Origin of the sequence: Neobacillus niacini (assembly GCF_048572935.1) — a bacterium.
Classification (GTDB): domain Bacteria; phylum Bacillota; class Bacilli; order Bacillales; family Cytobacillaceae; genus Neobacillus; species Neobacillus niacini.
Map to the genome: position 1 here is coordinate 4,122,128 of NZ_CP183883.1, position 24,530 is coordinate 4,146,657.

The window sequence follows — 24,530 nt, forward strand, 5'->3', positions numbered from 1 at the left end:
CCCATCATAGTCCTCCCTTAATTTAGCTGACTTGATTTCCACTTCCTGTATATAAGAGCTCATATTTCTTGACGATTTCCTTTTTATTAAATTTCCCTACACTCGTTTTTGGAATTTCCTCAACATAAAGAATCTGATCTGGTAATTGCCACTTGGCAAAATGGACATATAATAACTCTTCAAATTCCTCTAACGGTACTGTTTTATTGTTTTTAGTGACAACCAGAGCAAGTGGTCGTTCCTGCCATTTTTCATGAGGAATGCCCACCACTACTGCCTCAAGAACGTCGGGGTGTCCCATTAAGGCATTTTCCATATCAATGGAAGATATCCATTCTCCTCCACTCTTAATAACATCTTTAATTCGGTCAACAATTTTCAAATAACCATTTTCATCAATTGTACCGGCATCCCCGCTTCTCCAATACCCATCACGGAAATTGCTTTCTGTACCTGGTGCATGATGATAAGCACCCGTAATCCATGGACCTTTTAAGCAAACCTCACCAACTGACTTACCATCGCGTGGGACTTCCTCACCTGTATTAGGGTCACATAATTTAATATCGATTCCAGGTACCGGCATACCTTGTTTCCGCCTTAAATCCCATTTTTCATCTTCAGTGATTTTATTAAGTAAATTCGGATTAAGTTGATAATTGATTGCCACCAATGGTGTTGTTTCTGTTGCACCATAGGCGTGAATGATTTCTGCTCCCGTTAATTCTTTGAATCCCCTCATCATGGAGACAGGTGGTTCCGTTGCACCTGATAAAAACCTTGCCTTGCTTAAATCAGGCTTTTTCTCAAGTGTCCGAATATAATGAAGCATTGGCAGGAAAATCGCCGGTGATCCCCCAGCAAATGTCACGTTTTCCTCTATCATAAGATCTACTAGAGGAGAAGTATCTTCCGCCGCATATCTGCCTGGCAATACGATTTTGGCTCCCATCATCGCAGCGACATGAACGAACCCCCATGATTGGCCATGAAACATCGGTACAATGACAAGTAAACAATCATGACTGTTTGCTCCTATAAGAGCAGCAGCCTCCATTGTGTGCAAGTAGATATTCCGATGCGAATAATAGACACCTTTAGGTCTGCCAGTTGTTCCAGACGTATAACAGGCACTATATGCTGTCGTTTCATCAATCATCGGCCAGTCATAATCTGCACTCTCCGTCTGAATACATTCCTCATAGTGGTAGATAGGCGATAAGCTGGTTTTTATTTCCGCTAGTGGCTTATCACTCATTACAATGAAGCCTTCAACTGTTGTTAAATAGGGTGCAATGGCTTCAGCTACTGGCAAAAGAGATTCATCGACAAAAATATATTTCGCTTCACTATGATTCGTTACATAAGATAGGTCGTCTGCTGAAATGCGTAAATTCATCTGAAGGAGAGTTGCTCCTGTACCCGGAATTGCAAAATACAATTCAAAATGCCGCTTAGAGTTCCAGTCTAATACACCAATTTTGTCACCTGGTGTGACTCCTAGTTTTTCTAGGAAATTCGCCATTTTAGCCATACGGGTGAACGCTTCCTTGTACGTATAACGATGGATTTGATTATTACTTCGATAGACGATCTCCCGATCAGGATAATTCCTAACCGCATGGCGAATCATTGTCGTTGTATTTAATTGATAATCATTCATAGAGGTCGATGGGCATCCTTTTACCATTCTCACCATTAATAACCCTCATTTCATTATTATATAATATTCCAAAAATATAATATATCAGGAATATTCCGTCTCTTTACTCTAGTTTTCGATACTAGTAACCTTGAAATCTAGCTTCTCGTTTTTCTGCAAAGGCTCTTCTTCCTTCTGAGAAATCTTGTGTTTGGAAAATGAGAGATTGGCCGTAGGCTTCCAATTCTAAGATTTCTTCTAAGGTAGCATGAGAGGCTTGATGCATAATTCGTTTTGCCATTCCTAAGGCCTTCGTTGGTCCATTTGCTAATTGTTGTGCAAGCTCTCTTCCCTTTTCAATCGCTTGCCCATTTGCAACCACTTCATTGATTAACCCGTAATGGAAAGCAGTTTCGGCATTCAGTATTTTCCCAGTAAAAACCAATTCTGCTGCACGGTGCATTCCTACTTTTTGCGGTAGGAAGTACAACCCTCCCAAATCTGGAATAGCCCCCACCTTTGCGAATATCTCCGAAAAGACAGCGCTTTCATCCACAACAATTAAATCGCAGGCAAAAGCTAAGTTACATCCTGCTCCAACAGCTGATCCGTGTACGGCTGCAATCACCGGTTTTTCCATATGATAGAGATCAATGATTGCTTCATGAGCTTTTTGTAAGAATTCTTTCACTTCGATAGGATTGTAGGGATCGATTCCAAAATCCTTCAGGTCGCCGCCAGCACAAAATCCTCTTCCATTCCCATAAAGTAAAACAGAGCGGACTGCCGGATTCTGCTTTGCCTCTCTTACTGCATCTGCTAATGCAGTGATTAATTCTAAATTCAATGCATTAAGCTGATTAGGTCGATTTAGTTCAATTTCAAAAACACCTTCATTTAGAAATGTGTTGATAACCTGCACTTTTTCCACTCCTTCTTCCTTATTTAGCCGCGTAATTCGGGTTTACATTGTTGATGGTTTCCCGAAGCCTGAATTTCAACAATTTTCCTGAAGCATTTCGAGGCAGTTCATCTTTAAAGATTACTTTTCTCGGTATTTTATAAGCAGATAAATGTCTTCTGCAAAACGCTTCTAACTCTGTTTGATCTATCGTTTCCCCTGTTTTTCGCACAATCACAGCCGTTACCACTTCTCCCCATTTGGGATCCGGTGACCCGATGATCGCAACATCTTGGATTTGTGGATGTGAATGTAAAACGTTCTCAACCTCTACGGAATAAACGTTTTCCCCGCCTGTTATAATCATGTCCTTACTTCTATCAACAATATAAACATAACCATCCTCATCTTTGATGCCTAAATCACCCGTATACAGCCACCCATCCCGAATCGTCTCTGCTGTTTCCTTCGTTTTTTTATAATACTCTTTCATAATGGTTCGACCTTTAAAAATGAGTTCCCCTACTTCACCTGGTTTTGTTTCCTGCCCATTAGGAGCGACTAATTTCACTTCATTTAAAAATAGTGCATTTTTGCCGGCTGAACCGACTTTTGCTTGATGGTCTTCAGGGGATAAATAAATACCTGAAGGACCCGCTTCTGTTAATCCACATAAACTATAAAAATTTTGTGACTTGAAAAATGACATACACGCTTTCACTTGATCACCTGACATAGGTGCGGCGCCGTACAGAAAACGTTTAATGGAAGAAACGTCATATTGATCCTTATCAGGGAATTGCAGTAAAAACATATACATGGTCGGCACAGCAAAAAAAGTAGATATTTTATATTTCGCGATATCCCGGAAAATGGCAGCAGGATTAAATTCACGGTGAATCACGTTGGAAGCACCTATGAATAAACTGCTTGTTAAACAAATGACCAATTGTGCCGCATGAAAAAGCGGTGCTATATGGATAAATTTTTCCTCAGAATGATACCCTAATGTCCCCATCAAGGACACAATCACATTGGTAACTCGTTGATGATCAAAAACTGCACCCTTTGGATTACCTGTTGTTCCCGATGTATATAAAATATGAAGATCATCTGTGTTTCTTATTTCAATCGGCGGCTCATCATCTTTATCAGATAGGACAGCCTCAATGGACAGATTTCCTATGATGGTAGGTTTTTCAACCGTAATCACTTGCCGAACATGTGAAATTTCACTTTTGGCTTCCTGAACAAGTGCTTCATACTCTTGATCACAAATGACAAGCACACTCTCAGATTGGTTCAAAATATAACTCACTTCTCGTTCAACTAAACGAAAGTTCATGGGTACAATCACTGCACCAATTTTGGCACATGCATAATAGGAAATGGCAAAGGAATCTGAGTTTTTCATCATTAAAGCAATCTTTTCTCCCTTTTTCACACCTTGGATTAGTAGACCATTAGCAAATCGGTTCACAAGTTTATTAAATTCACTGTACGTATACGTTCGATCTTCAAAAGTAATGGCCATTTTCTCTGGGTGTCTTGACGTGTTTTGAACCAAAGTATTTACAATATTCATCCCTTCACGCCTCCACTTATAAAAAAATTATTAGATCTTTTGATATACAGTGACAACACATGCACCGCCAAGTCCTAAATTATGTTGAAGTGCCGTACGTGCTCCCTCCACTTGTCTCTGCCCCGCCTGCCCGCGCAAATGCCATACCAACTCTGTACATTGTGCCAAACCTGTCGCACCTAGCGGATGTCCTTTTGACATTAATCCACCAGAAGGATTGATAACATACTTTCCGCCATACGTATTATCCCCGTCATTGATAAATTTCTCTGCTTCTCCTTCACCACAAAGCCCCAATCCCTCGTAAGTAATCACTTCATTTGGGGTAAAGCAATCGTGAAGCTCTATTACATCCACATCTTCTGGACCGATACCCGCTTTTTCATAAACCTGCTTCGCAGCGCGAGCAGTCATCCCGCTGCCAACCAAGCGAAGATTATCTTCATAGGTTTCCGGTGTATCTGTGGTCATCGATTGAGCAATAATTTTAACAGCATGATTGATCGAATGTTTTTTTGCAAAAGAATCACTGCAAACAATCACTGCTGCTGCCCCACATGTTGGAGGACAAGCCATATATCTTGTCAGTCCTGGATAAATAACCGGTGAATTCATGACATCATCTAAATGGAGCTCTTTTGTAAACAAAGAATAAGGATTATTAACAGCATGTTTTCTCGATTTAACCGCCACTTTTCCAAAAATATCTGGATTGGCACCGTATTTTTTCAAGTATTCCAATCCTGCTGCCCCAAAAACTTTTAAGGCAACAGGACCATCCGGTAGTTCAGGATTTAATTCCTCAAAACGGTTATAAATCCATTGGAAGGGCGAGGTTCGGTCGTTCCAATTTTCTCCTAAGGCACCTGGCTTCATTTCTTCAAACCCAAAGGCCAAGACACATTGTGCTGCTCCTGATTCCACCGCTTGCCGCGCCATATAAAGGGCTGTGGAACCGGAAGAACAATTATTATTGACATTTATTATTGGAATACCTGTCATTCCCACTTGATAAAGGGCCGTTTGACCACAGGTACTGTCGCCATAAACATAGCTGGCATAAGCCTGATCCACCTGAGATAAATCAATTCCTGCGTCTTTTAAGGCGCCAGTGATTGCCTTTTGTGCCATGATTTCATATGGCTCATTTTTACCTGGCTTCTCAAACTTCACCATGGAGACACCGATCACATTTGCTTGACTTGTCACACCATTACCTCCTATTTTAGTTGTTAGTTTGCTAGATTTTAACGAGGGGACATCCGAATTCCGCCATCTAAACGAATAACTTCCCCATTTAAATATTCATGTTCCATCATAAACGTCGCTAACTCTGCATATTCAGATGGATGCCCCAACCGCTTAGGGAATTCAACACTGCTCGCTAACTTCTCAATCACTTTTTCAGGTAATGTATTGGCCATTGGTGTCATAAACAAGCCTGGTGCAATCGTGTTGACACGAATGCCAAACTGAGATAAATCCCTCGAAACAGGTAACGTCATCCCAGCCACGCCTGCTTTACTTGCGCCGTATGCCGCCTGCCCCATTTGACCATCAAATGCTGCCACCGAAGCTGTATTGATAATAACGCCTCTTTCACCAGATTCAGTGAGTGGTTCATTATTTTTCATTTCATTCGCGGCTAATCTTAATACATTAAAGGTACCGATTAAGTTAATCCCTACGACTTTATTAAAGTCCTCAAGCGGTAATACACCTTTTTTTCCAATTGTTTTCCCTGGTGTACCAACACCAGCGCAGTTTACACAGATATGAATGGCTCCAAACGCTTCAATGGTTTGGTTGATCCCCTTCTGAACGGATTCTTCATCGGCCACATTCACTAATGCATACTGCACATTCTCACCTAATTGTTCGACTGCTTCCTTTGCTTTCGCTTCGTTTAAATCAAAAATGACAACCTTAGCACCCTTCTCTACTAATCTTGTTACGGTCGCTAACCCCAAACCTGACGCTCCACCTGTTACCACTGCTACTTTACCTTGTAAATTCATACTCTTAAATCTCCTTTACTTTTTAGTTGTTTTCCAAATACTCCTTTATCTGCAAGTGCTTCAATGGCCTGCGAATCCAAACCAATCTCTGTTAAAATTTCATCCGTATGTGTTCCTGTTTGCACACCTGTGAATCGATATTCTGGAGGCTGCGTTGAAAATTTAATCGGAAAGGCAATCTGCTTTTGGGTACCCCCTTGCAGCTTCGGTACTGGAACCACCATGTCCCTTTCCTTTATTTGAGGATGATTTACCGCTTCTGAAAACTTCAACACTGGTTCTACACAGCCATCAAAATCATCACCAAGTATGGTCAGCCATTCCTCAAATGATTTCTGTTTAATAGCCTCTGCTAGAATTCTTTTAAACTCTTGTTGTTCCGCCAGTTTCTGACTGCTGCTAAGTTTTACTAGATTAGGATCCCCAATTAATTGACATAATCTTGCTTGAAATTGTGGTTCCAGACTGCCAACGGATAAATAGCGTTGATCCAGCGTTTCATAGTAATCATAAAAAGACCCGCCATTTAGCAGCTCTGATTCCGGTTCAGGATCTCTGCCACCAGCTAAATATCCTGTACCATACATGGCATTTAAGGAAAATACGGCATCCGTCATGCTGATATCAATGTACTGCCCTTCACCTGTTTTTTCACGGTGATATACAGCAGAGAGTATCCCAATGACGGATGGCAGTGAGCCTCCTGCTAAATCTGCAACCTGAATTCCCGCCGGAACAGGGGCTTCATTTTTCCTAGAGGAGTAGCTTGCTGCACCCGCTATCGCTAAATAGTTATTATCATGTCCTGCCCGATTGCGCAGTGGTCCTGTTTGTCCATATCCCGTAATAGAACAATAAATCACTCCTGGATTGACTTCCTTCAGCTTTTCATAGCCAATGCCTAATTTATCCATGACACCCGGACGAAATTGCTCAACGACAATGTCATATTCCTGTATTAATTGATAGATGATTTCTCTTGCTTCACTTTGCTTTAAGTCTAGTGCAAGTGACCGCTTGGAGCGTTGCAGCTGTCCAAACAATGCCGACACCCCTCCATCCATTGGCGGCAGGTGTTTCGCTAAATCCACACGATCAGGTGATTCCACTTTAATCACGTCCGCTCCCATATCGGCCAGCATCATCGTCGCAAACGGACCTGGTAAAAGCGTAGTGAAATCCAGGACTTTCAAGCCATTCAGGATTCCCACATGTATTCCCCCTTTTCCTATTTTCCTAATACATCTTTACTAATGATTTCCTTCATAATTTCAGATGTCCCGCCGTAAATTCGTTGGACCCTTGCATCGGTAAAGGCTCTTGATATCGGGTATTCTTCCATATAGCCGTAACCGCCAAATAATTGTAGACAGCCATCGGCAATCCTGCCTTGAGCTTCTGTTGTTGATAATTTCGCAATACTTGCATCCGCCGTTGACAGTTGGTTTCTCTCTAACAATGCCAGACATTGATTCACATAGGCACGATTCACTTTTGCCTCTGTTGTCATTTCGGCGATTTTATGGCGAATCACTTGCAGCTGGCTTAGTGGTTTTCCAAAGGCCTCCCTTTCGTGTATGTATTGAATTGTCATTTCTAAGGCACCCTCCATTGCTCCACATGCCCCTACCGCAAGAGTCGTCCGTTCACGGGGTAATTCACGCATTAAGGTAATAAATCCATTGTCAAGCTCACCTAATATTTGACGGTGGTCTGCCCTAACCTCTTCTAAAAATAATTCAGATGTATCTGCAGAGTGAAGGCCGATTTTCTTTAGTTTCTTTCCTTTCGACAAGCCTTTACTGTCTCCATCAACGATAAAGAGTGTTGTCCCTTTTGATGCAGGAACTGCTTGGTTCGTCTTTGCCACAACAATCACAAAATCAAAATTCTGGCCATTCGAAATAAATGTTTTGGAACCATTGATCACATATTCACCCGTGGAAGTATTTTTAACTGCCGTTGTTTTAATCCCTTGTAGGTCGCTCCCAGCACCTGGCTCTGTCATTGCAATGGCCCCAATAAAATCCCCGGAAACCATTTTCGGTAAATAGCGGGCCTTCTGTTCCTCAGTACCCGCATTAAGGATGTAATGGGCAACAATATTAGAATGAACAGCTAGGTTTCCGGAGACAGAACTGTATCCTAGTCGGCTGAACTCGTCGACTATACTCATGGCAAAATGTAAGGGGGCTCCTAGTCCGCCATATTGCTCAGGAATATCCACACAAAGGAATCCAGCATCTCCGAGCTTTTTCCATAGTGATCTTGGAATGATTCCATCTTCTTCCCACTGGCTGTAATAAGGTTCGATTTCCTTTTTCGCAAAGGCTTCAATTGTTTTTTTAAATAGCGTAATTTCTTCTTCAATTGCTAATGAATGAGTCATCCTTTCTCCTCCTTTTCAAGCTTTCTATCAATATTTAATGCAATTTCTATGCCATGTATTAAATGTTATTAAATCGACCGTTTTTTCGTCCATGTGTAAAGAATAGTTAACAGAAAGTTGTAAATTGTAAAAGTATTAACAACCTTCTGTTAACATTTTCAATTCCTCTTGTTATAATGAGAGTAAAAAAGGGCTGATAAATTTGTTCATATCCGATCTCATGACAACAAACTTTGTATGTTGCACGAAGGATCAGACATTAAAAGATGTACACTCCATGTTTATCCAAACACACTCCAATTTACTTCCTGTAGTAGATGAATCCAATAAACTGATTGGAATTATTACGAAGAATAAGATTTTTCAACTCCTCATCACCATTTCATCCTTTGATACAAGTATTGATCCATACTATACCCCTAACCCTATCTATCTTCATCCAAATGATAGTGTGGATGAAACTAGGCGCCTGCTCTTAAAACATAACGTTGGACATGCACCCGTTGTAAATAATGATATGGAACCAGTTGGTGTCGTCTCTACTAAACAATTGCTGTCATCCTATAGTATTGTTTACAGTCAATTATCATCCGTTCTTGAGATCGCCTATGATGCTATTATCCTAGTGAATAAAAAAGCTGAGATTACAATGGTTAATAAAGGTTTCACCGACTTATTCGGTTTAAAGAGTAAAGATGTATTACATAGACGTACCACCGATTTATTCCCTGAACTGGATATTGAAAGTGTCATAAGAAGCGGAATTAGCATTCACAATTCCCCACAACTTATCGAAGGTTATCAATCGCTTATTTCAATCCTGCCGATCAAAGAAAACGGTGAAATCATTAGTGCGATTTGTAAAGTGACTTTTAGGGGGTTAACTCAGTTACATGAAGCCTTAACGAAAGTAAAGAAGCTTGAAAAACAGATTTCTTACTATCAACATGAAATACATGAAATGAAAGGGACAAAATATACATTTTTTGATATTGCTGGGGAATCCGGTGCTTTACGGAAAGTGAAGCATGAGGCAAACTTAGCTTCTAAAAGCATGTCAACCGTACTGATTATTGGAGAAAGCGGGACGGGTAAGGAGTTATTTGCTCAAGGGATTCATGCTGCTTCTGGACAAACCGGATCCTTTGTTCAAGTCAATTGTGCAGCGGTACCACCAGAACTCCTTGAATCTGAATTTTTTGGTTATGGTGACGGAGCCTTTACTGGTGCCAAAAAAGGCGGGATGAAAGGAAAATTTGAACTCGCACAGAATGGGACGATCTTTTTGGATGAAATCGGAGATATGTCGCTCCCTCTTCAGACTAAGATCCTACGTGTTTTACAAGAAAAAGAATTTCAGCCGATTGGCAGTTCAAAAACGATTCATTTAAATACGAAAATTATTGCTGCCACGAATCAGAATATTGAACAATTAGTCAAGGATGGGAAATTTAGAGAAGACTTATATTATCGTTTAAATATCATGCGCTTAAATATACCGCCTCTAAGAGAAAGAATGGAAGATTTACCCGATATCATTCATACGATTATTAGACGTTTGAACCAAAGCGGCTTTTACATTAAGGGTGTTACCCATTCTGCCGTTACAAAACTAATGAAGCATTCATGGCCGGGTAACGTGAGAGAACTGCAAAACGTTCTGGAACGAGCAGCAAATTTAAAAACGGGAGACTATATCGATGCAGATGAGATTCCTACATTCGACTCTTTCCCTCAGGAAGTATTGGTTTCTCAACCAGTACTCTCAACCTTTAAAGATCGAATGGGTACCACTGAAAAAGATATGATTATCTCCGCCTTAAAGGAAGCAAAAGGGAATAAAACAAAAGCAAGTGAAATTCTTGGAATCAGCCGTCCTTGGCTCTATGCTAAAATGAAAAAATATCAATTGAACGAAACCGTTTTAACATGATTACCAAACTAAGCAAATGGCTGAAACATGGAAAGTGAGGCTGAGCATTCATTTGCTCAGCCTCACTCTTTTAGCTGGAAGTGCCCATAATACTAGACTCCCCTAATTACGGGAACAATCAGTTTAAAACCCTTTGAAATTTGGTGTTCTTTTTTCTGCAAAGGCGGCTAATCCTTCTTGAAAATCATGTGACCGTGTGTGATTCTTTAGCGCCAATAATTCTTGCCTTAAGGCAATGTCAAGTGGTTGCTCTTGCCCATCATTTGCCAGCCTTTTCATTTCTCTTAAAACTAGCGGACTCTTTGCAGAAATCTTATCGGCTATTTCCTGTACGACTCTTTCCAAGTCTTCTGCTGGCACGACCTCATTTACCAATCCATATTCCTTCATTTGCTGAGCAGGAATAAAGTCACCGGTGAATAATAAATATTTCGCCCGATTCATCCCTATTTTTCGTGGCAGCCTAACAGCACCTCCACCGCCAGGCAGAACACCAAAATTCGCGTGAGCGTCTCCAATCTTTGCTTTTTCAGAGGCTATAATAATGTCTGCTGTCATCGCAATTTCCAATCCACCGGCCAACGTAATCCCATTTAAAGCAGCGATTAATGGCTTAGATAGATCATTTAACACTTCAAAGATTCCTCCTGCTAAATCCAGCAAGCCCTTCTGTCCATCCGGCTTTTTTTCTAAATCTGCCAGCAGTTCTTTTAAATCCGCTCCAGCACAAAAGGCTTTGCCTTTGCCTGATAATACAAGCACTCGGACTGACTCATCTTGTTCAACCTCTTGCACAACTGCCGACAATTCTTTCAACAAGGTGATAGATATAGAATTCATATCTTCTGGTCGATTCAAATAAATCCAAGCCGTTTGATTTCTTTTTTCATAAATAATTGTTTGGTACGCCACTGTTACCCTCACCCTTCAAATATTTATTTTGATACAAGTGCAGAGATTTCTGCTCGTAATACTTGTTCACCATTATTTTTAAAACTTGATAGCAATAAAGTAACTTCACCAGACCCTTTTCTTTCTTCCTTTTTTATTACCTCTGTAGTTACATAAAGGACATCGTCCGGAAACACCGGTTTGGTAAATTTAAGATTATTGACACCTGTACCAGCGATGACATCTTCACCGAGTACTCCCGCTTCGACCCATAACTTAAATGAAAGACTTAATGTATGCAGCCCTGAAGCGATAATGCCTTTAAATCGGCTTTGTTTCGCTTTTTCCTCATCAATATGCATGTACTGTGGATCAAATTGGCTAGCGAATGCGATAATTTCTTCCTTGCCCACCTTATATGACGATGTTTCAAACTTCTGTCCAATGGCTAACTCATCAAATTTCATCTCATCACCTCATATTTAACTTAATGCAACTTTCGTGCCAACTTCCAATCTACTATCCTCTCAGCTCTTTCATTTACACCTATAAAAAAACCTGTAAAGCATTCTTAACAATTAATGTTTAGGATACTTTACAGGTTGTTACGATTACGTTTTTTGGTTAAGGTTCTCATAACAAAAGGCAGACTGCCTAAAAAAGCAACCTGCCTTCTATTTTACTTACCGTTTTTCTTTAAGACGTCCACAATCGTTTCCTGACTAACATTTCCTGCTGTGTCAATAGCCGTTACTGTTAATAGATTCTTATGTTTTTGCTTTGGTACAGCTATCTTAAATTGACCATTCTGATCTGCTGTCGTTGTGCCTAGCTCGACCTTGCCCATCATGACTTTGACCGTTGCACCAGCTTCTGTTGAGCCAGTGACAAACGTATCATTATGAATGACAGGATTCACTTGCGGAGCTTCAGGTGGTGTTACGTCGATAACCGTCACTACTGTCGTTTCACTTACATTCCCTGTAGCATCTGTTGCCGTAACTGCAAGCTCTGTTCCAACTGCCTGTTTTGCAATCTCGATGACGAAACTACCATTCTCTAATGCAGGACCAGATCCTATAAGAGTACCATTAACAAACACTTTAACATGTGCTCCTGGTTCTGTCGCTCCAGTAACCTGTGTCGATTGATCTGTAACTTCATTTACAATAGGAGCCTCTGGAGCTGTGCTATCCGAAACTTCTTGTACAATTCTACCTTCTACCACTGGTGATACAGGATTGACCTTCTCTAAATAAGATGTAAACACTTCAAAATCGACAATGTATAACTCTGCGATACGCCCTTCGTCCTTCGCAGTTTTAAACATGCTATATCCATCGCCGCCGTCTGCAGTGAAGGCATTCGTTGCTACACGATACAGTTTATCCATCTGAAGTTCTTCATATCCATCAGCCGTTAATGCCTCAACATGCCAGACGCGTTCACCAACAGACTTCGCAGGATCGTACTTGAACTTTATCCCTGAAACCTGCATGAAGGAACCTTGACCAGGTGCACTCACACTGTGCTCTAACGCTGCAAGAATTTCTTCTCCTGTCAGGTCAAGCGTCACAAGGTTGTTACCGAATGGCAGTACTGTTAACACTTCTCCTAATGTGATATCTCCCTGATCAATAGAGGCACGGATTCCGCCGCCATTTTGCATCGCAATATAGGTTGGGAGGAACTCATTTGCTGTTGCTGCCATTCCGTCGGCAATTAAGTTTCCTAGATTGGTTTCCTTACTTCGAACCTCTGCACGTTCACCGTTTAACGGAACGGATGTATTTCCTACTATTTGTTTTTGTAGTTCTGTTAATGGAGCTCTGAATTCCTCGACCTTTGCCTTAGCAGCCGCGTCCTCTGCATACTTAGTTAAATCCTTAAGTTCGCCTGTGTAATTGGCTACTACACCATTTTCATCGAATGTTACATCAAGAACACCAAGGTATTTTAAATACTCATTAGCTTGAACGATTAACGTCGGCTCCTCTTTTTCTACTACTACCGGTGCATCTAGTTTTGTATGGGAATGTCCGCCAACAATCACGTCAATACCGTCTACCTTTTCAGCTAAATCCAAATCTGGTTGATAACCTAAGTGGGATAGTGCAATAATTTTGTCTACACCTTGTGCTTTAAGCCGATCAATTATCTCATTGGCTTTTTCTACTGCATTTTCAAATACAATATCATCGCTAGGATTCGCTAGGAACGCTGTATCTTCTGTCGTTAATCCAAAGATCCCTACCTCTTCTCCATCCACTTCTTTAATGATTGCCGGGAAGATTTCTCCTAGTTCATTCGTTCCACCTATTGAGGTATTGAATATTGGTCCTAAGTCAGCGTCATTTGCCATATTTACGTTGGAAGACACAATTGGGAATTTAGCTTGCTTGATAAAGTTCGCCAGCGTCGCCGAATCCTTATCAAACTCATGATTTCCAAGTGTCATCGCATCAAAGCCTAATTGATTCATAAAATATAAGTCTGCTAGACCTGAATACTGTCTGAAATACAAGGTTCCTGAAAACACATCCCCTGCGTTTAACAACAAGCTGTTTTCCTTTTGGGAACGCAATTCGTTCACGGCTGTAATGAGACGTGGGAATTGCTCCACATATGCATGTGTATCATTTGTATGAAGAAGCGACAGCGTAAATGGTCTTTCCTCTACAGCCAAATCTAACTGAGCTACAAGTGCATCATGGTCACTCGCACGGCCATGCTCTTCCATATATGGAGAGTTAAAGTTCACGATATCGAGCTGCGCTGCCTCAGCTAAGTTATTGGATACTAGAATATGATCCAATACTTGTGCATTTCCTTGATAGTTATAGGTGTATCTTTCGGAAGCTGGAAGCGTTTCAACTAAGTTGGTTAAATCATCACCTTTTAGTGCTGCTAGTGGTGCCGAAAACTCAAAATCGTTTAAGTCACCCAATACCACTACATTCGCTTCTTCGTTCTTTTCTCTTATGTCAGAGACAAAATTATTAACGATGGTCGCTATTTGCACACGCTGTGCTTCACTTTCAAGGTACGGCGGTTGATTTTTTCCAAATAAAGGCTGGTCGCCGCCTTTTGAGTTGAAGTGATTGTTAATGACAATGACTTCTTCGCCTTGGAAAGTAAATTCCGCTGCCAATGGCTTTCGGCTGCTATTGAATGCAGCGTTTGTTGGGTCAATGCGGCCAGGGTTTAATGTTAATGAATCATTTTCATAGGCAACAGCACTTGTGGCATTTCCCTTTGGTGCCTCATTTAGCGTCACACGATCAGGATTGTATAAATAACCTACACGGATATTACCTCCTGGAACTCCGCCATCCTTACCGTCCTCAGGAGCAATTTCTGTCCAAGCATAGGCTGGTCCTCCAAAACCTTGAATGGCATCGCTTAATGCCTTATAGTTTGCATCCGCTTTGACAACACCATTATTTGTTTCACCACTTTCATCAAGAACCTCAACTAGACCAATAATATCTGGAGAGCCTAAGTTCTCGACCATTGATTTCGCCAGCTTATCGCGTTTAACAGTATCTGAAGCCGCGAAGTTTTCGATATTGTAGCCAGCGATGGTGAGTTTATCTTCTTCTTTTTGAATCGTCGTTATTTCATTTGTTCTTTCACGTTGGATTAGCTTTGGTAAATCAGCTGCTTTTGTGAGAATCTTAAAGTTACTAAACGTATAGCTAACCACTCCTGTGACGGTTCCATCAAAAGAGTCACCAGCTTTCGTTACATAGCTGCGGTCATCCAGTTGAAGAAGCATTTTCTCAGGATTTTGATTTTCTTTTGTTAAAAGAGGCGTTCCTTCTTTTGTGTAGGCTTTGCCATCCACTTGACCCGTAATGACAGGTACTTCACCATATTTTCGAGGACCCGTTACCGTTGGGTTTTCAAGGGAAACAAGCATTCCTTCAAGGCTTTCATAAAAATCAATGCCGTCTTCTGCTGGATCAAATGTTCCTAATTGGTCATTATCAATGACAGAAGTCGGTGGAATCACGTCCTTACCGATTACGATTGGAGTCGGAAGTTCATTTCCACTAGAAACCTTAGTAATTTTACCGGATTGGGCATTAATTTCTGTCATCGCTAAATCCGTTTTGAGTTTCTCGGCATAACCATCTAATACCCACTCTTTTACAAGTCCTGAAACGGTTACACCGTCCCCGACAGCAACACTATGAGTCGGCTTGTAAACAAGAATGCCTTCTGATGTTTGTGAATTGTCATCTGAATTTGGATCTTGCATGTAGAAATTACTGCTGTCTACTACATGGGTCACCACCCCGGGTACATCTACTACATTTTTATCTTTATACGGTGAAGTGTGTGATTGACCTTGAATGTCACTTATCTTTAGTCCTGGTATGCCATCTACAGGATCTTCACCTGGAGGTGGGGTTGTGCCATAAAAGGACATGGCGGTTGGAGATTTTAGACCAGGTACAGTGAAGTAAGATTCAAGTGAACCTGTAATAACAACTTTCTTTCCAATATTCGAAGGGTTAGATTTTAAACCAAATGTCGAACGGAAACTACTAGGAAGCTGCACTGGAAGTATTTTAGATTTATCGGTTTCTGTCGGCGAATCCGCAATCGCTAAGTTATAATCATCCACGAATGGACCCGTAAAGTTAAATGTTGGCCCACTAGTAGTATGGGCTACTATGTAACCTGCAACTGTTGCTGTTCCAGAATTATTCGCAATGGCTTCTGCAACCGTAATCGTTTCAGCCGCTTGTGCTCGATAAGGTAGGACCATCCCTATCAACATGACCAACATGGTTGTTATAGCAAAAAACTGTTTTTTTAGTTTCTTCAAGAGTATTCCTCCTCTAAATCTATTTACTTCTATAAAAGCAGCACTTCCACAAATTTTACCTAATCTAGTAAACCTTCCTCCTTTCCTATCTAGGGAAGTACCACAGCTATATTCCTAAATTACCATTTCTCCCTGCTTTTTCGTTCTATTTAACGAAAACTTTACCTCTTTTATACAAATTATTAATAATCTTTACACAATAAAATAGTAAATACACAATACTACATCACTATAATACTATTTATCACTTATTCTTTAATGAGAACAAATTCCCATAACCTTCCTCCTAGACTTTCGTTAATTGCTAGAATTAAAATATTCGGACTTAAAAGCCTTTTGTTAGTCCTTAAAGAAATATAAAAAAAACGCTCCTTACAAAAATGTAAGAAACGTTTCCTTCTCTTAATGAATTTTTTATTATGGGTAAACTAAGCCCCTACTCCTGAAGTTTCACTCGTACATTTCTTTGGCTTTTTCCATCAACCTCATCCTCTGCCTGGCGGTTATGCTTAATGAAAAAGGTAAGAATCAGTCCTACTAAAGATAGAATGGAAACAACCATAAAGGCGATGTTCGCTCCGTGTATATCTGGATAGGCAATGTCCGGGCGATGTTTTGCTGTTTCTGCAGTTGTGGTCATCACGGTAACAAGAATGGCCGTTCCTACCGAAGCCGCAATCATTTTCATCGTATTATCCATCGCCGCCCCATGGGAAATTAATCGTTTTGGCAACTGATTCAAGGCAGCGGTTGAGACTGGCATCATGACCATGGAAAGACCGAACATTCGAATTCCATAGAGGACCATAATATAGGTCAACGTGGTCGACGGACTTAAAGTCGTAAATGCAAATGAAGCAGCACTCATGATGGTTAACCCAATCAGCACGAGCCATTTAGCTCCGACTTTATCAAATATTCTTCCAACAATCGGTGACATAATCCCGCTAATCACTGCTCCGGGCAATAAGGCAAGCCCCGCCTCAAAGGCAGAAAACTCTCTCATATTTTGCATAAAGAGCGGGATAATGGTTTCTGCTCCGATCAAGCCCATGAAGCTGATCATCCCAATTGCGATGGCAAAAGGGAAGATTGAAAACGTAAAAACACGAAATTCCAGCATCGGATGCTTCAGTCTTAATTGGCGGAAAATAAATACAATCAGTGATATACCGCCAATTGTGAGTGATAATAGGGTTGCAGCATGAGACCAGCCGTAATTTCCGGCACTTGTAAATCCATAAAGCAGCCCGCCAAAACCAAATGACGATAATAGGATCGAAATGACATCCACTTTTGGCTTGGAGATTTCTGTGACATTTTTCAAGAAACGGAAAGCGACAACTATATCGATAAGTGCAATAGGCAAAATAATAAAAAATAACACTCTCCATGAAAATTGCGATGTCACCCAGCCAGACAATGCAGGTCCGATGGCTGGTGCAAAGGATATCACAAGGCCGACAAGACCCATTGCTGAGCCGCGCTTATTAACCGGGAAAATCAGTAAGAATACGGTGGTCATTAATGGCAGCATGACACCCGCTCCTACAGATTGAATGACCCTTCCCAAAAGAAGAATTTCAAAATTAGGAGCAAGCCCACCGACAAGCGTTCCTACTGTAAAAACACTCATAGCAGCTAGAAATAACTGTCTTGTGGTAAATTTCTCTAATAAAAAGGCACTGATTGGAATCATAATCCCATTTACTAACATAAAGACTGTGGTCAGCCATTGTGCACTATTAGCGGTAACGTTCATTTCATCCATGATTGGAGGGATTGCTGTTATCATCAGCGTTTGATTCAAAATCGCGATAAAAGCCCCAGCGAGCAAAAGGCCCACGATCATCGATTGCTTATTCTTCGAACTCTTCATTCATCCAACTCCCTATAAAAAAGATACTGTTACAGATTACCTTGTTTTCCCTGTAAATTCCAATGAAATGTTTTAGAGAAGATTACTGCTACATTATTGTAGAAGCTGTATTTTTTTTTGTTGAAACTGTATGCTTTTTCGTATAACCTGTACGCTTTTTGTAGAAGCTGTATGCTTTTTTGTATAAACTGTACTTTTTTTTGTTTAAACTGTACGCTTTTTCGTATAACCTGTACGCTTTTTTGTATAAACTGTACGCCTTTTTGTATAAACTGTACACTTTTTCGTATAACCTGTACGCTTTTTTGTATAAACTGTACGCTTTTACCTCAACAATCCATCAATTTCTACACGCTGCCACACTTATACGACTCATAAAATAGGACGAACTTGTAAATAGTAATGTTGATATATATTTTTAGCAATGTTTTGAGTTCAATGGTTTAGCAAATCCTAAAGTGAGCGGGTGTTTGGGTGTGGACTTTCCTACAATCCATACGAACTTTTGGGACGCAGTGATTGCCGTTCCAGTTGTCATGGTAGTTACACAACTAATAAAAGTTTTATTAAAGGTAAAAAAGATTTATGTTCCCACAATCGCTCTTATTATTGGTCTTATCATTTCCGTTTTTATTAGCCATCGTCACCATATATTTGCTGGTCTTTTTATGGGGTGGTTTTATGGATATGCCGCCATTGGTTCTTATGCCTCATTAAAAACAACTTTTTTGACATATAGAAAACAGAAATGATTGAAGAAAGGAAAAAATCTGAGGTGTCACACAAACATTATGAAAAAGGTGTCGATATCATTTTTATCATGATACAAATCATTTGTATTATAGCTTTTTTTAAAATAAAAAATTTCGACTATATGCGAATGGCTTCTGGAAATCTTATCTTTTGGCTTGTCTATATGATTGTAGAAAAAAAAGCGAACTGGCGGATTCCTTTTTATATTCGAGTTGTTACTTTACTTTCTATTACGTTTAACGACATACTAGGTGAATATTTTAACTTATTTGTGACCTCTCAGGTATACGACCGATTCCAGCATATTTTTGGAACCTACGCCTTAACACTTTGGATCTTTTTTGTTCTTCAGCAATTTATTCAAATAAAATTAACCAGCAAACGACTAACCATTATTTTATTCATTAGTCTTGCATTAGCACTGGGAACGATTTATGAATTAATGGAGTTTATGGACGATGAAGTGTACCATCCGAAGATAAAAAATCAACCGAGTCTGCTAGATACAAACCTTGATTTACTATCCGATTTCATTGGAGGAATAATAGCTGTCTTCCATTATTACCTTTCAAAGAATTTTAAAACATTTCTATTTCCCTTCGAGCAAAGAAGGAATTTTTCTAGTTACTAGTTGTTGCCATATTGATGTAGTATTACTTAGGGGATGATACCTTTGATTTATATTTATAATGATTTTGCTGGAACACATTCAACCGCTTTGGCTGCCGCCTATCATCTAAAACAACTACCCCAATCGGAAAGAAAATTAACCACAGAAGAAATATTAAATGTAAAATTTTTCAACCAACTGACAAATAAGGATTTTGGAAAACTGTTATTTCACGGGACTGATGAAAATGGTAACTCCGTATATACCATAGGACGGAAACGGAACAAACTTGTTGTCCCTTCATTGAGAGAAATTTCTTTACTGCTAATAGAAAAGTTTCATATAGATGAAAAAATCATTTTCTCTAATACATCACCTACCGTACCACTTACCATGTCATTTGGTGGTTTATTTTCGAGAAAATTGCACATTGATTTCATTGGTGTCCCGTTGTTAGTAACTGGTGCCAAGCAATCCTGTGATACGATTTATCGGTTGGTACAAAACACGATACAAGTTGGGAATTCCAGTTTTAATGAAAAAGTGATCATTTTAGAAAACGAAGTTTATAAAGTTTGAAGTGAGTATATAAAAAAGAGGAAAACCCACATGGATTCTCCTCTTTTGACTTTGTTTCTCTCATTATCTATTTAACTGCTTCACTTTTACAGGCTTACTTTCCCGGGTTAGTTTGATGATTTCCCCAATAATACTGACGGCAATTTCCTCTGTGGTTTCAGAACCTATTTCCAATCCAATTGGCGAATGAACCTGCTCCAGCTGTTCACCCGGTACGCCTTCACTTTTTAATTTTTCAAAAATTGTTATCGTTTTGCGCTTGCTTGCAACCATCCCAACATAGGCAATCGGAAACTGAAGTGCTGTTTTTAATACGATATCATCACGATCCTTTGTCACAATAATCACATAAGACTTTTCAGAAGGACTGGCTTGAAGTAAAGCCTCTCCAATATCCTCATGGACAAAAATATTAGTTGCATGGGGAAAGCGTTCCTTTGTGGCATAACCAATGCGGTCATCAACCACGCAATAGGGATATTCGAGCATATCCGCGAGCTTTGCCAGTGCAGCAGCAAGATGCCCGGCGCCAGCTAATATAAGTTCTGGCCTGCTTTGATAAACTTCAATAAACACTTGCAACGTTCCGCCACAATTCATTTGAATTCCGTCTTTCGCATGTTTATTCAACTTGTATTGTACGATTCTCGATTTCCCCATTTGAAGCGCCTTTACACTCTCTTCAATAATATAGTGCTCGGCCAAGCCACCGCCGACTGTGCCTTCTATTGTACCATCGCGGTATACAATCATTTTTCCAACATGCCTGGGAGTTGAGCCCTTTGATTCAATAATCATGGCTAATGCAAAGGTTTCATTTTGACGATTCAGCATGGCGACTTTTTCCATCAGTAGCAAGTCTAGCTCCCCCCTTTTAAAAACATTAATTGTGTTGATACTGTTTACTGCTTAAAAAATATCGTAAAAGGTTTAAGGCGACTGTTTTTCTATATCTAGCAGTGGAGCGTTGATCGTCTATCGGTTTAATGATTTTATCGAATGCGGACAAAACTTGCGCGATGTCCGCATCTGCTAAAGGTATTGTCTTCCCAATCAGCTTCTTCTCCATATCAACAGAACGTACCATCGTAGGTCCAACCGCCCCGAATGCAAAACGAATATCCTTAATGACCTCACCATTTGTTCGGATATATCCTGCAAACCCTACTTTGGCAATCGCATCTGCATTACGGTTGCCGACTTTCTCAAAAACAACATATGCACCCTCTTCTAATACGGAAGGCAAGATGATTTCAGCTAGTATTTCATTTGACCCTCGGTCAACCCTTCGCACACCTTGAATAAAATCGCTAATGGCTACGATTCGATCACCTGAAACGGAGCGCAGCACTAGTTTTGCGTTGTATACATATAATAACGGCAGTGTGTCGCCAGCTGGAGAAGCGTTACAAATATTCCCTCCCAACGTCCCTCTGTTTCGAATGGCCGGTGCCGCAATTGTTTTGATTGCTTTCTTTAAAGGTAATGGGATTAACGGGGCTTCGAGTAATTCACTATAGGTGCAACAGGCACCGATATGCAGATCCTTACCATTTTTATACATCCGTTTTAATTCGGAAAGGTGATCAATAAAAATAATTGGTTTCTGGATTTTTGGAGGTACTCCCCTGCGACTTTTGTGAAGGACCATCAAGTCGGTCCCACCTGCCATAATTAAACAGTTCTCTTTATTCAATTGACTCAAGGTTTGATCAACTTGATCGAAACGATAGGCGATTATTTTTTCTGCCATAAGCCGTCCCCTTTTTTCGCTGCCAGATTGATCGCGTCGACAATCATATTGTAGCCCGTACATCTGCACAAATTTCCGGAAATCCCTTCACGAATTTCAGCCTCTGAAGGATGAGGGTTTTGCGCTAATAAAGCTGCACTTGCCATAACCATCCCAGGAATACAATAACCGCATTGGACTCCTCCGGCTTCCGAATAGCTCTCATCTAAAATCTTAAATTGATCTGACTCCATGATTCCTTCTATCGTGACGATCTCGGCTCCTTCAATCGAACCGATTGGAATCAGGCAGCTATTTTGCAGAAGGTTATTGACAAAAATACTGCAGGCTCCGCATTCGCCTTCGCCGCACCCTTCCTTAGTTCCAATTAACAGATACTCATCTCTGATGACATCTAGTAATCTTGCTGTAGGTGGTGCGTCTGTTTCTACTTTTCTTCCATTCAGGGTAAATGTAATCATCCTTCCTCACCTTCTCTCAAGCAAAGACTTTCGATAATGACTTCGGGTGTAATCGGTATTTGCTGAAAAGGAGTTTGCAGCGCATCCTCGATTGCCGCTTGGACTGCTGGAGCGCCGCCGATTAATGTCAATTCACCTGCACCCTTCGCCCCGTATGGACCGTCGGCATAGGGATTATCAAACACCTTGCTTTGGATTGAAACAACGTCCATAGAAGTTGGGGGTCCATAATCAGTTATGCTTTTTTGTTGGATTCTGCCTTCTTTTGACGTCATTTTTTCTAGATAACCATACGCTAATCCTTGCGCTAAACCACCGTCAATTTGCCCCTTCATGACCCGGTCATCAATGACCTTCCCCACTTCATAATTGGCATAAACGTTTTCCAACTTTACATTACCTGTTAACGTATCCACCTCTACTTCCACAAAATTCACGCCCCAAGAATAAGCGGGATAGGCGTCTCCTGTGAAGGTCAACTCATTCCAGGGAATCATTTCACGATGAACATAGTTCTCCGTTACTTCCTGTTCCACGCCGTTTTGCCACTGAGCCTTCAGTTTTTTGGCGGCTCGTTCAAGCAGTTTCCCTACAATCATGGTCGTTCTGGAGGCTACTGTTGGTCCTGAGTCTGGAACCTCTTTTGTATCGGGATAAGGGTAAGAGACTTTTTCGTATGGGAGGTCTAATTCCTTTGCGACAATTTTACTAAGTGTCGTATAAATGCCTTGTCCCATGTCAGAGTTTGAGATTTTCAGTGATACCAGGTCGTCCTTTGATTTAAAGAGCTTAACCGTTGCTTTTATATGATCTCGTTCACCGCTGCCTGTAAATCCGCAGCCATGGAGGAATAAGGACGTTCCGATTCCTTTTTTATAGCGTTGATTATGATGATTGAACATTTGAAACTCCGCTTTTTTCTTTTTATAATCGGTTGTGTTTAGCAAGTCCTCAATCATTTCTTCCATTAAGATTGGGTCGCGGAAATTTCCTTTGGTGATGGTGGGGTCTCCCTGTTTGACGAGGTATTTTCGTTTATACTCAAGTGGGTCAATATTTGCTCGTTTACTAAGGTGACCGATATGACTTTCAATCCCTGCAAAGCTTTGTGGTGCACCAAATCCTCTGAAGGCACCGTTTGGAACTGTGTGAGTTTTTAACACATATCCTTTTGCATGAAAATGTGGAATCTTATACACGCCGGCACTGTTTAGTAATGCGCGCTGCAGCACGACTGAACTCAATCCAACATTTGCTCCGCCATCGAGATATACCTCTACACACATGCTCAAAATATTTCCTTCCTTATCAAGTGCTGTTCGATATTTAAGTTTGGCAGGATGTCTTTTCGTGGTAACGACCATATCCTCGGAACGGTCGAATACGAGCATGACCGATTTTTTGACCGCTTTTGCAGCAACGGCTACATGACACGCCATCATTGACGGAAACTCTTCTTTGCCGCCAAACCCTCCGCCAGTCGGACTTTGAACCACCCTTACGTCATCATCGCCACAGTCTAAAGCAGTAATCAATGCATTTTTTATATAGTAGAGACATTGCATCGATCCCTGGACGACAATCTCATCATCTTTATAAATGCCTAGCATTCCTTGTGGCTCGAGGTAAACATGCTCCTGATAACCGGTATCATATTCTTCTTCGATAATTTGGTGGGCGCCCTGCTCGATTGCTGAAATAATTTCCAGGCTTTCCCCAAATTCATAGTTTGCCATCGTAACACCAGGTGCGGCCTTTTGTTTGATGGCTTCTTCAAGTGTAAAAATAGCCTGATATTCTTCCCATTCAATCTTTACTTTTTCAAGTAGACCGTAGAGGATATCGAGGTCTTTACCTACGAGCATGAGAATCGGCTCACCAATATAATTGACCCACTCATTGGCAAAAATGGGCTGGTCTTCTTTAATAATTTTGACATAATTCGGTCCGGGGATATCTTCTGCACCAACCACTTCATATCCTAGAGGAAGGTCTGGTACCTGAATGGATTTGATTTTCCCATATGCAATGGGCGACCGATACAAAACACCATAAACCATATTTTCCACTTTCAAATCACTAATATAGGCCAACTGGCCAGATACCTTACCTTTATGGTCCTTTTTGGGCACTGAGGTGCTTATGTCTTTTAGATTCATTCCAACAACACCCTTCGACTCATTTTTAAAGAAAATACACTATTAATCGAAACCTCTTCCTACGATTTTATAGATTAGAATGAGGTTTTATGATTAATTTTCATCAAGAAATTAGTTCTTTTCATTATATTTTAAAATCG

Annotated in this window: 19 protein-coding genes; 4 read left to right on the forward strand and 15 right to left on the reverse strand. The window is 40.6% G+C overall.

Annotated elements, in window-relative coordinates; all coding sequences use genetic code 11:
• Positions 1–22 precede the first annotated feature (22 nt).
• From ACN6MT_RS20370 to ACN6MT_RS20400, 7 genes are all read right to left on the reverse strand, one after another.
• Positions 23–1,699 carry a long-chain-fatty-acid--CoA ligase gene (locus tag ACN6MT_RS20370; RefSeq protein ID WP_419887771.1) on the reverse strand — a complete coding sequence of 559 codons (1,677 nt, stop codon included), beginning with the start codon at positions 1,697–1,699 and terminating at the stop codon, positions 23–25.
• A gap of 85 nt (positions 1,700–1,784) precedes the next feature.
• Positions 1,785–2,564: an enoyl-CoA hydratase/isomerase family protein gene (locus tag ACN6MT_RS20375; protein ID WP_419887772.1), complete on the reverse strand. Its 780-nt coding sequence runs from the start codon at positions 2,562–2,564 to the stop codon at positions 1,785–1,787.
• A gap of 19 nt (positions 2,565–2,583) precedes the next feature.
• Positions 2,584–4,128, reverse strand: a complete 1,545-nt coding sequence (locus ACN6MT_RS20380; protein ID WP_419887773.1) for a long-chain-fatty-acid--CoA ligase — start codon at positions 4,126–4,128, stop codon at positions 2,584–2,586.
• Between the two features lie 30 nt (positions 4,129–4,158).
• On the reverse strand, positions 4,159–5,337 hold the full coding sequence (locus ACN6MT_RS20385) for a lipid-transfer protein (protein WP_419887774.1): 1,179 nt from the start codon (positions 5,335–5,337) through the stop codon (positions 4,159–4,161).
• 38 nt (positions 5,338–5,375) lie between these two features.
• Positions 5,376–6,146 (reverse strand): 3-hydroxyacyl-CoA dehydrogenase, encoded by a 771-nt coding sequence (locus ACN6MT_RS20390; RefSeq protein WP_419887775.1) that lies wholly within the window; start codon positions 6,144–6,146, stop codon positions 5,376–5,378.
• Positions 6,143–7,357 carry a CaiB/BaiF CoA transferase family protein gene (locus ACN6MT_RS20395; protein WP_419887776.1) on the reverse strand — a complete coding sequence of 405 codons (1,215 nt, stop codon included), beginning with the start codon at positions 7,355–7,357 and terminating at the stop codon, positions 6,143–6,145. The genes ACN6MT_RS20390 and ACN6MT_RS20395 overlap by 4 nt, the downstream gene beginning before the upstream one ends.
• A 17-nt stretch (positions 7,358–7,374) precedes the next feature.
• Positions 7,375–8,535, reverse strand: coding sequence for an acyl-CoA dehydrogenase family protein (locus tag ACN6MT_RS20400; RefSeq protein WP_419887777.1), 1,161 nt, complete (start codon positions 8,533–8,535; stop codon positions 7,375–7,377).
• 220 nt (positions 8,536–8,755) lie between these two features.
• On the opposite strand from ACN6MT_RS20400, the gene ACN6MT_RS20405 reads away from it, so the two are divergent.
• Positions 8,756–10,468, forward strand: a complete 1,713-nt coding sequence (locus tag ACN6MT_RS20405) for a sigma 54-interacting transcriptional regulator (protein ID WP_419956496.1) — start codon at positions 8,756–8,758, stop codon at positions 10,466–10,468.
• A 123-nt stretch (positions 10,469–10,591) separates the two neighbouring features.
• Here ACN6MT_RS20405 and ACN6MT_RS20410 read toward each other — a convergent pair whose 3' ends face one another.
• The 4 genes from ACN6MT_RS20410 to ACN6MT_RS20425 form a co-directional block, all read right to left on the reverse strand.
• Positions 10,592–11,380, reverse strand: coding sequence for an enoyl-CoA hydratase/isomerase family protein (locus ACN6MT_RS20410; RefSeq protein ID WP_419887778.1), 789 nt, complete (start codon positions 11,378–11,380; stop codon positions 10,592–10,594).
• Between the two features lie 23 nt (positions 11,381–11,403).
• The gene (locus ACN6MT_RS20415) at positions 11,404–11,826 is read right to left on the reverse strand and encodes a MaoC family dehydratase (RefSeq protein WP_419887779.1); all 423 of its coding nucleotides are present in this window, start codon (positions 11,824–11,826) and stop codon (positions 11,404–11,406) included.
• A gap of 212 nt (positions 11,827–12,038) precedes the next feature.
• On the reverse strand, positions 12,039–16,196 hold the full coding sequence (locus ACN6MT_RS20420) for a 5'-nucleotidase C-terminal domain-containing protein (RefSeq protein WP_419887780.1): 4,158 nt from the start codon (positions 16,194–16,196) through the stop codon (positions 12,039–12,041).
• Positions 16,197–16,632: 436 nt separating this feature from the next.
• Positions 16,633–18,075 carry a DHA2 family efflux MFS transporter permease subunit gene (locus ACN6MT_RS20425; RefSeq protein WP_419887781.1) on the reverse strand — a complete coding sequence of 481 codons (1,443 nt, stop codon included), beginning with the start codon at positions 18,073–18,075 and terminating at the stop codon, positions 16,633–16,635.
• A gap of 476 nt (positions 18,076–18,551) precedes the next feature.
• Here ACN6MT_RS20425 and ACN6MT_RS20430 point away from each other — a divergent pair, with 476 nt between their 5' ends.
• Genes ACN6MT_RS20430 through ACN6MT_RS20440 form a run of 3 tightly spaced genes read left to right on the forward strand, consistent with a single transcriptional unit; the run spans position 18,552 to position 20,017 of the window.
• Positions 18,552–18,827 carry a hypothetical protein gene (locus ACN6MT_RS20430; RefSeq protein WP_419887782.1) on the forward strand — a complete coding sequence of 92 codons (276 nt, stop codon included), beginning with the start codon at positions 18,552–18,554 and terminating at the stop codon, positions 18,825–18,827.
• Positions 18,828–18,850: 23 nt separating this feature from the next.
• Entirely contained in the window at positions 18,851–19,459 is a 609-nt protein-coding gene (locus ACN6MT_RS20435) for a hypothetical protein (RefSeq protein ID WP_419887783.1), read from the forward strand.
• A 42-nt stretch (positions 19,460–19,501) separates the two neighbouring features.
• Entirely contained in the window at positions 19,502–20,017 is a 516-nt protein-coding gene (locus ACN6MT_RS20440; protein ID WP_419887784.1) for a DUF3189 family protein, read from the forward strand.
• A 63-nt stretch (positions 20,018–20,080) separates the two neighbouring features.
• Here the strand turns inward: ACN6MT_RS20440 and ACN6MT_RS20445 are convergent, their stop codons facing one another.
• From ACN6MT_RS20445 to ACN6MT_RS20460, 4 genes are read right to left on the reverse strand one after another with little or no spacing between them, the layout of a single operon-like run.
• Entirely contained in the window at positions 20,081–20,866 is a 786-nt protein-coding gene (locus ACN6MT_RS20445) for an XdhC family protein (RefSeq protein WP_419956497.1), read from the reverse strand.
• Between the two features lie 34 nt (positions 20,867–20,900).
• Complete coding sequence (locus ACN6MT_RS20450; protein WP_419887785.1) at positions 20,901–21,770, reverse strand: FAD binding domain-containing protein; 870 nt, start codon at positions 21,768–21,770, stop codon at positions 20,901–20,903.
• A complete protein-coding gene (locus tag ACN6MT_RS20455; protein ID WP_419887786.1) occupies positions 21,755–22,231 on the reverse strand; it encodes a (2Fe-2S)-binding protein in 477 nt (158 codons plus the stop codon). The genes ACN6MT_RS20450 and ACN6MT_RS20455 overlap by 16 nt, the downstream gene beginning before the upstream one ends.
• Complete coding sequence (locus ACN6MT_RS20460) at positions 22,228–24,390, reverse strand: xanthine dehydrogenase family protein molybdopterin-binding subunit (RefSeq protein WP_419887787.1); 2,163 nt, start codon at positions 24,388–24,390, stop codon at positions 22,228–22,230. Before ACN6MT_RS20460 ends, ACN6MT_RS20455 begins: the two co-directional genes overlap by 4 nt.
• Positions 24,391–24,530 lie beyond the last annotated feature (140 nt).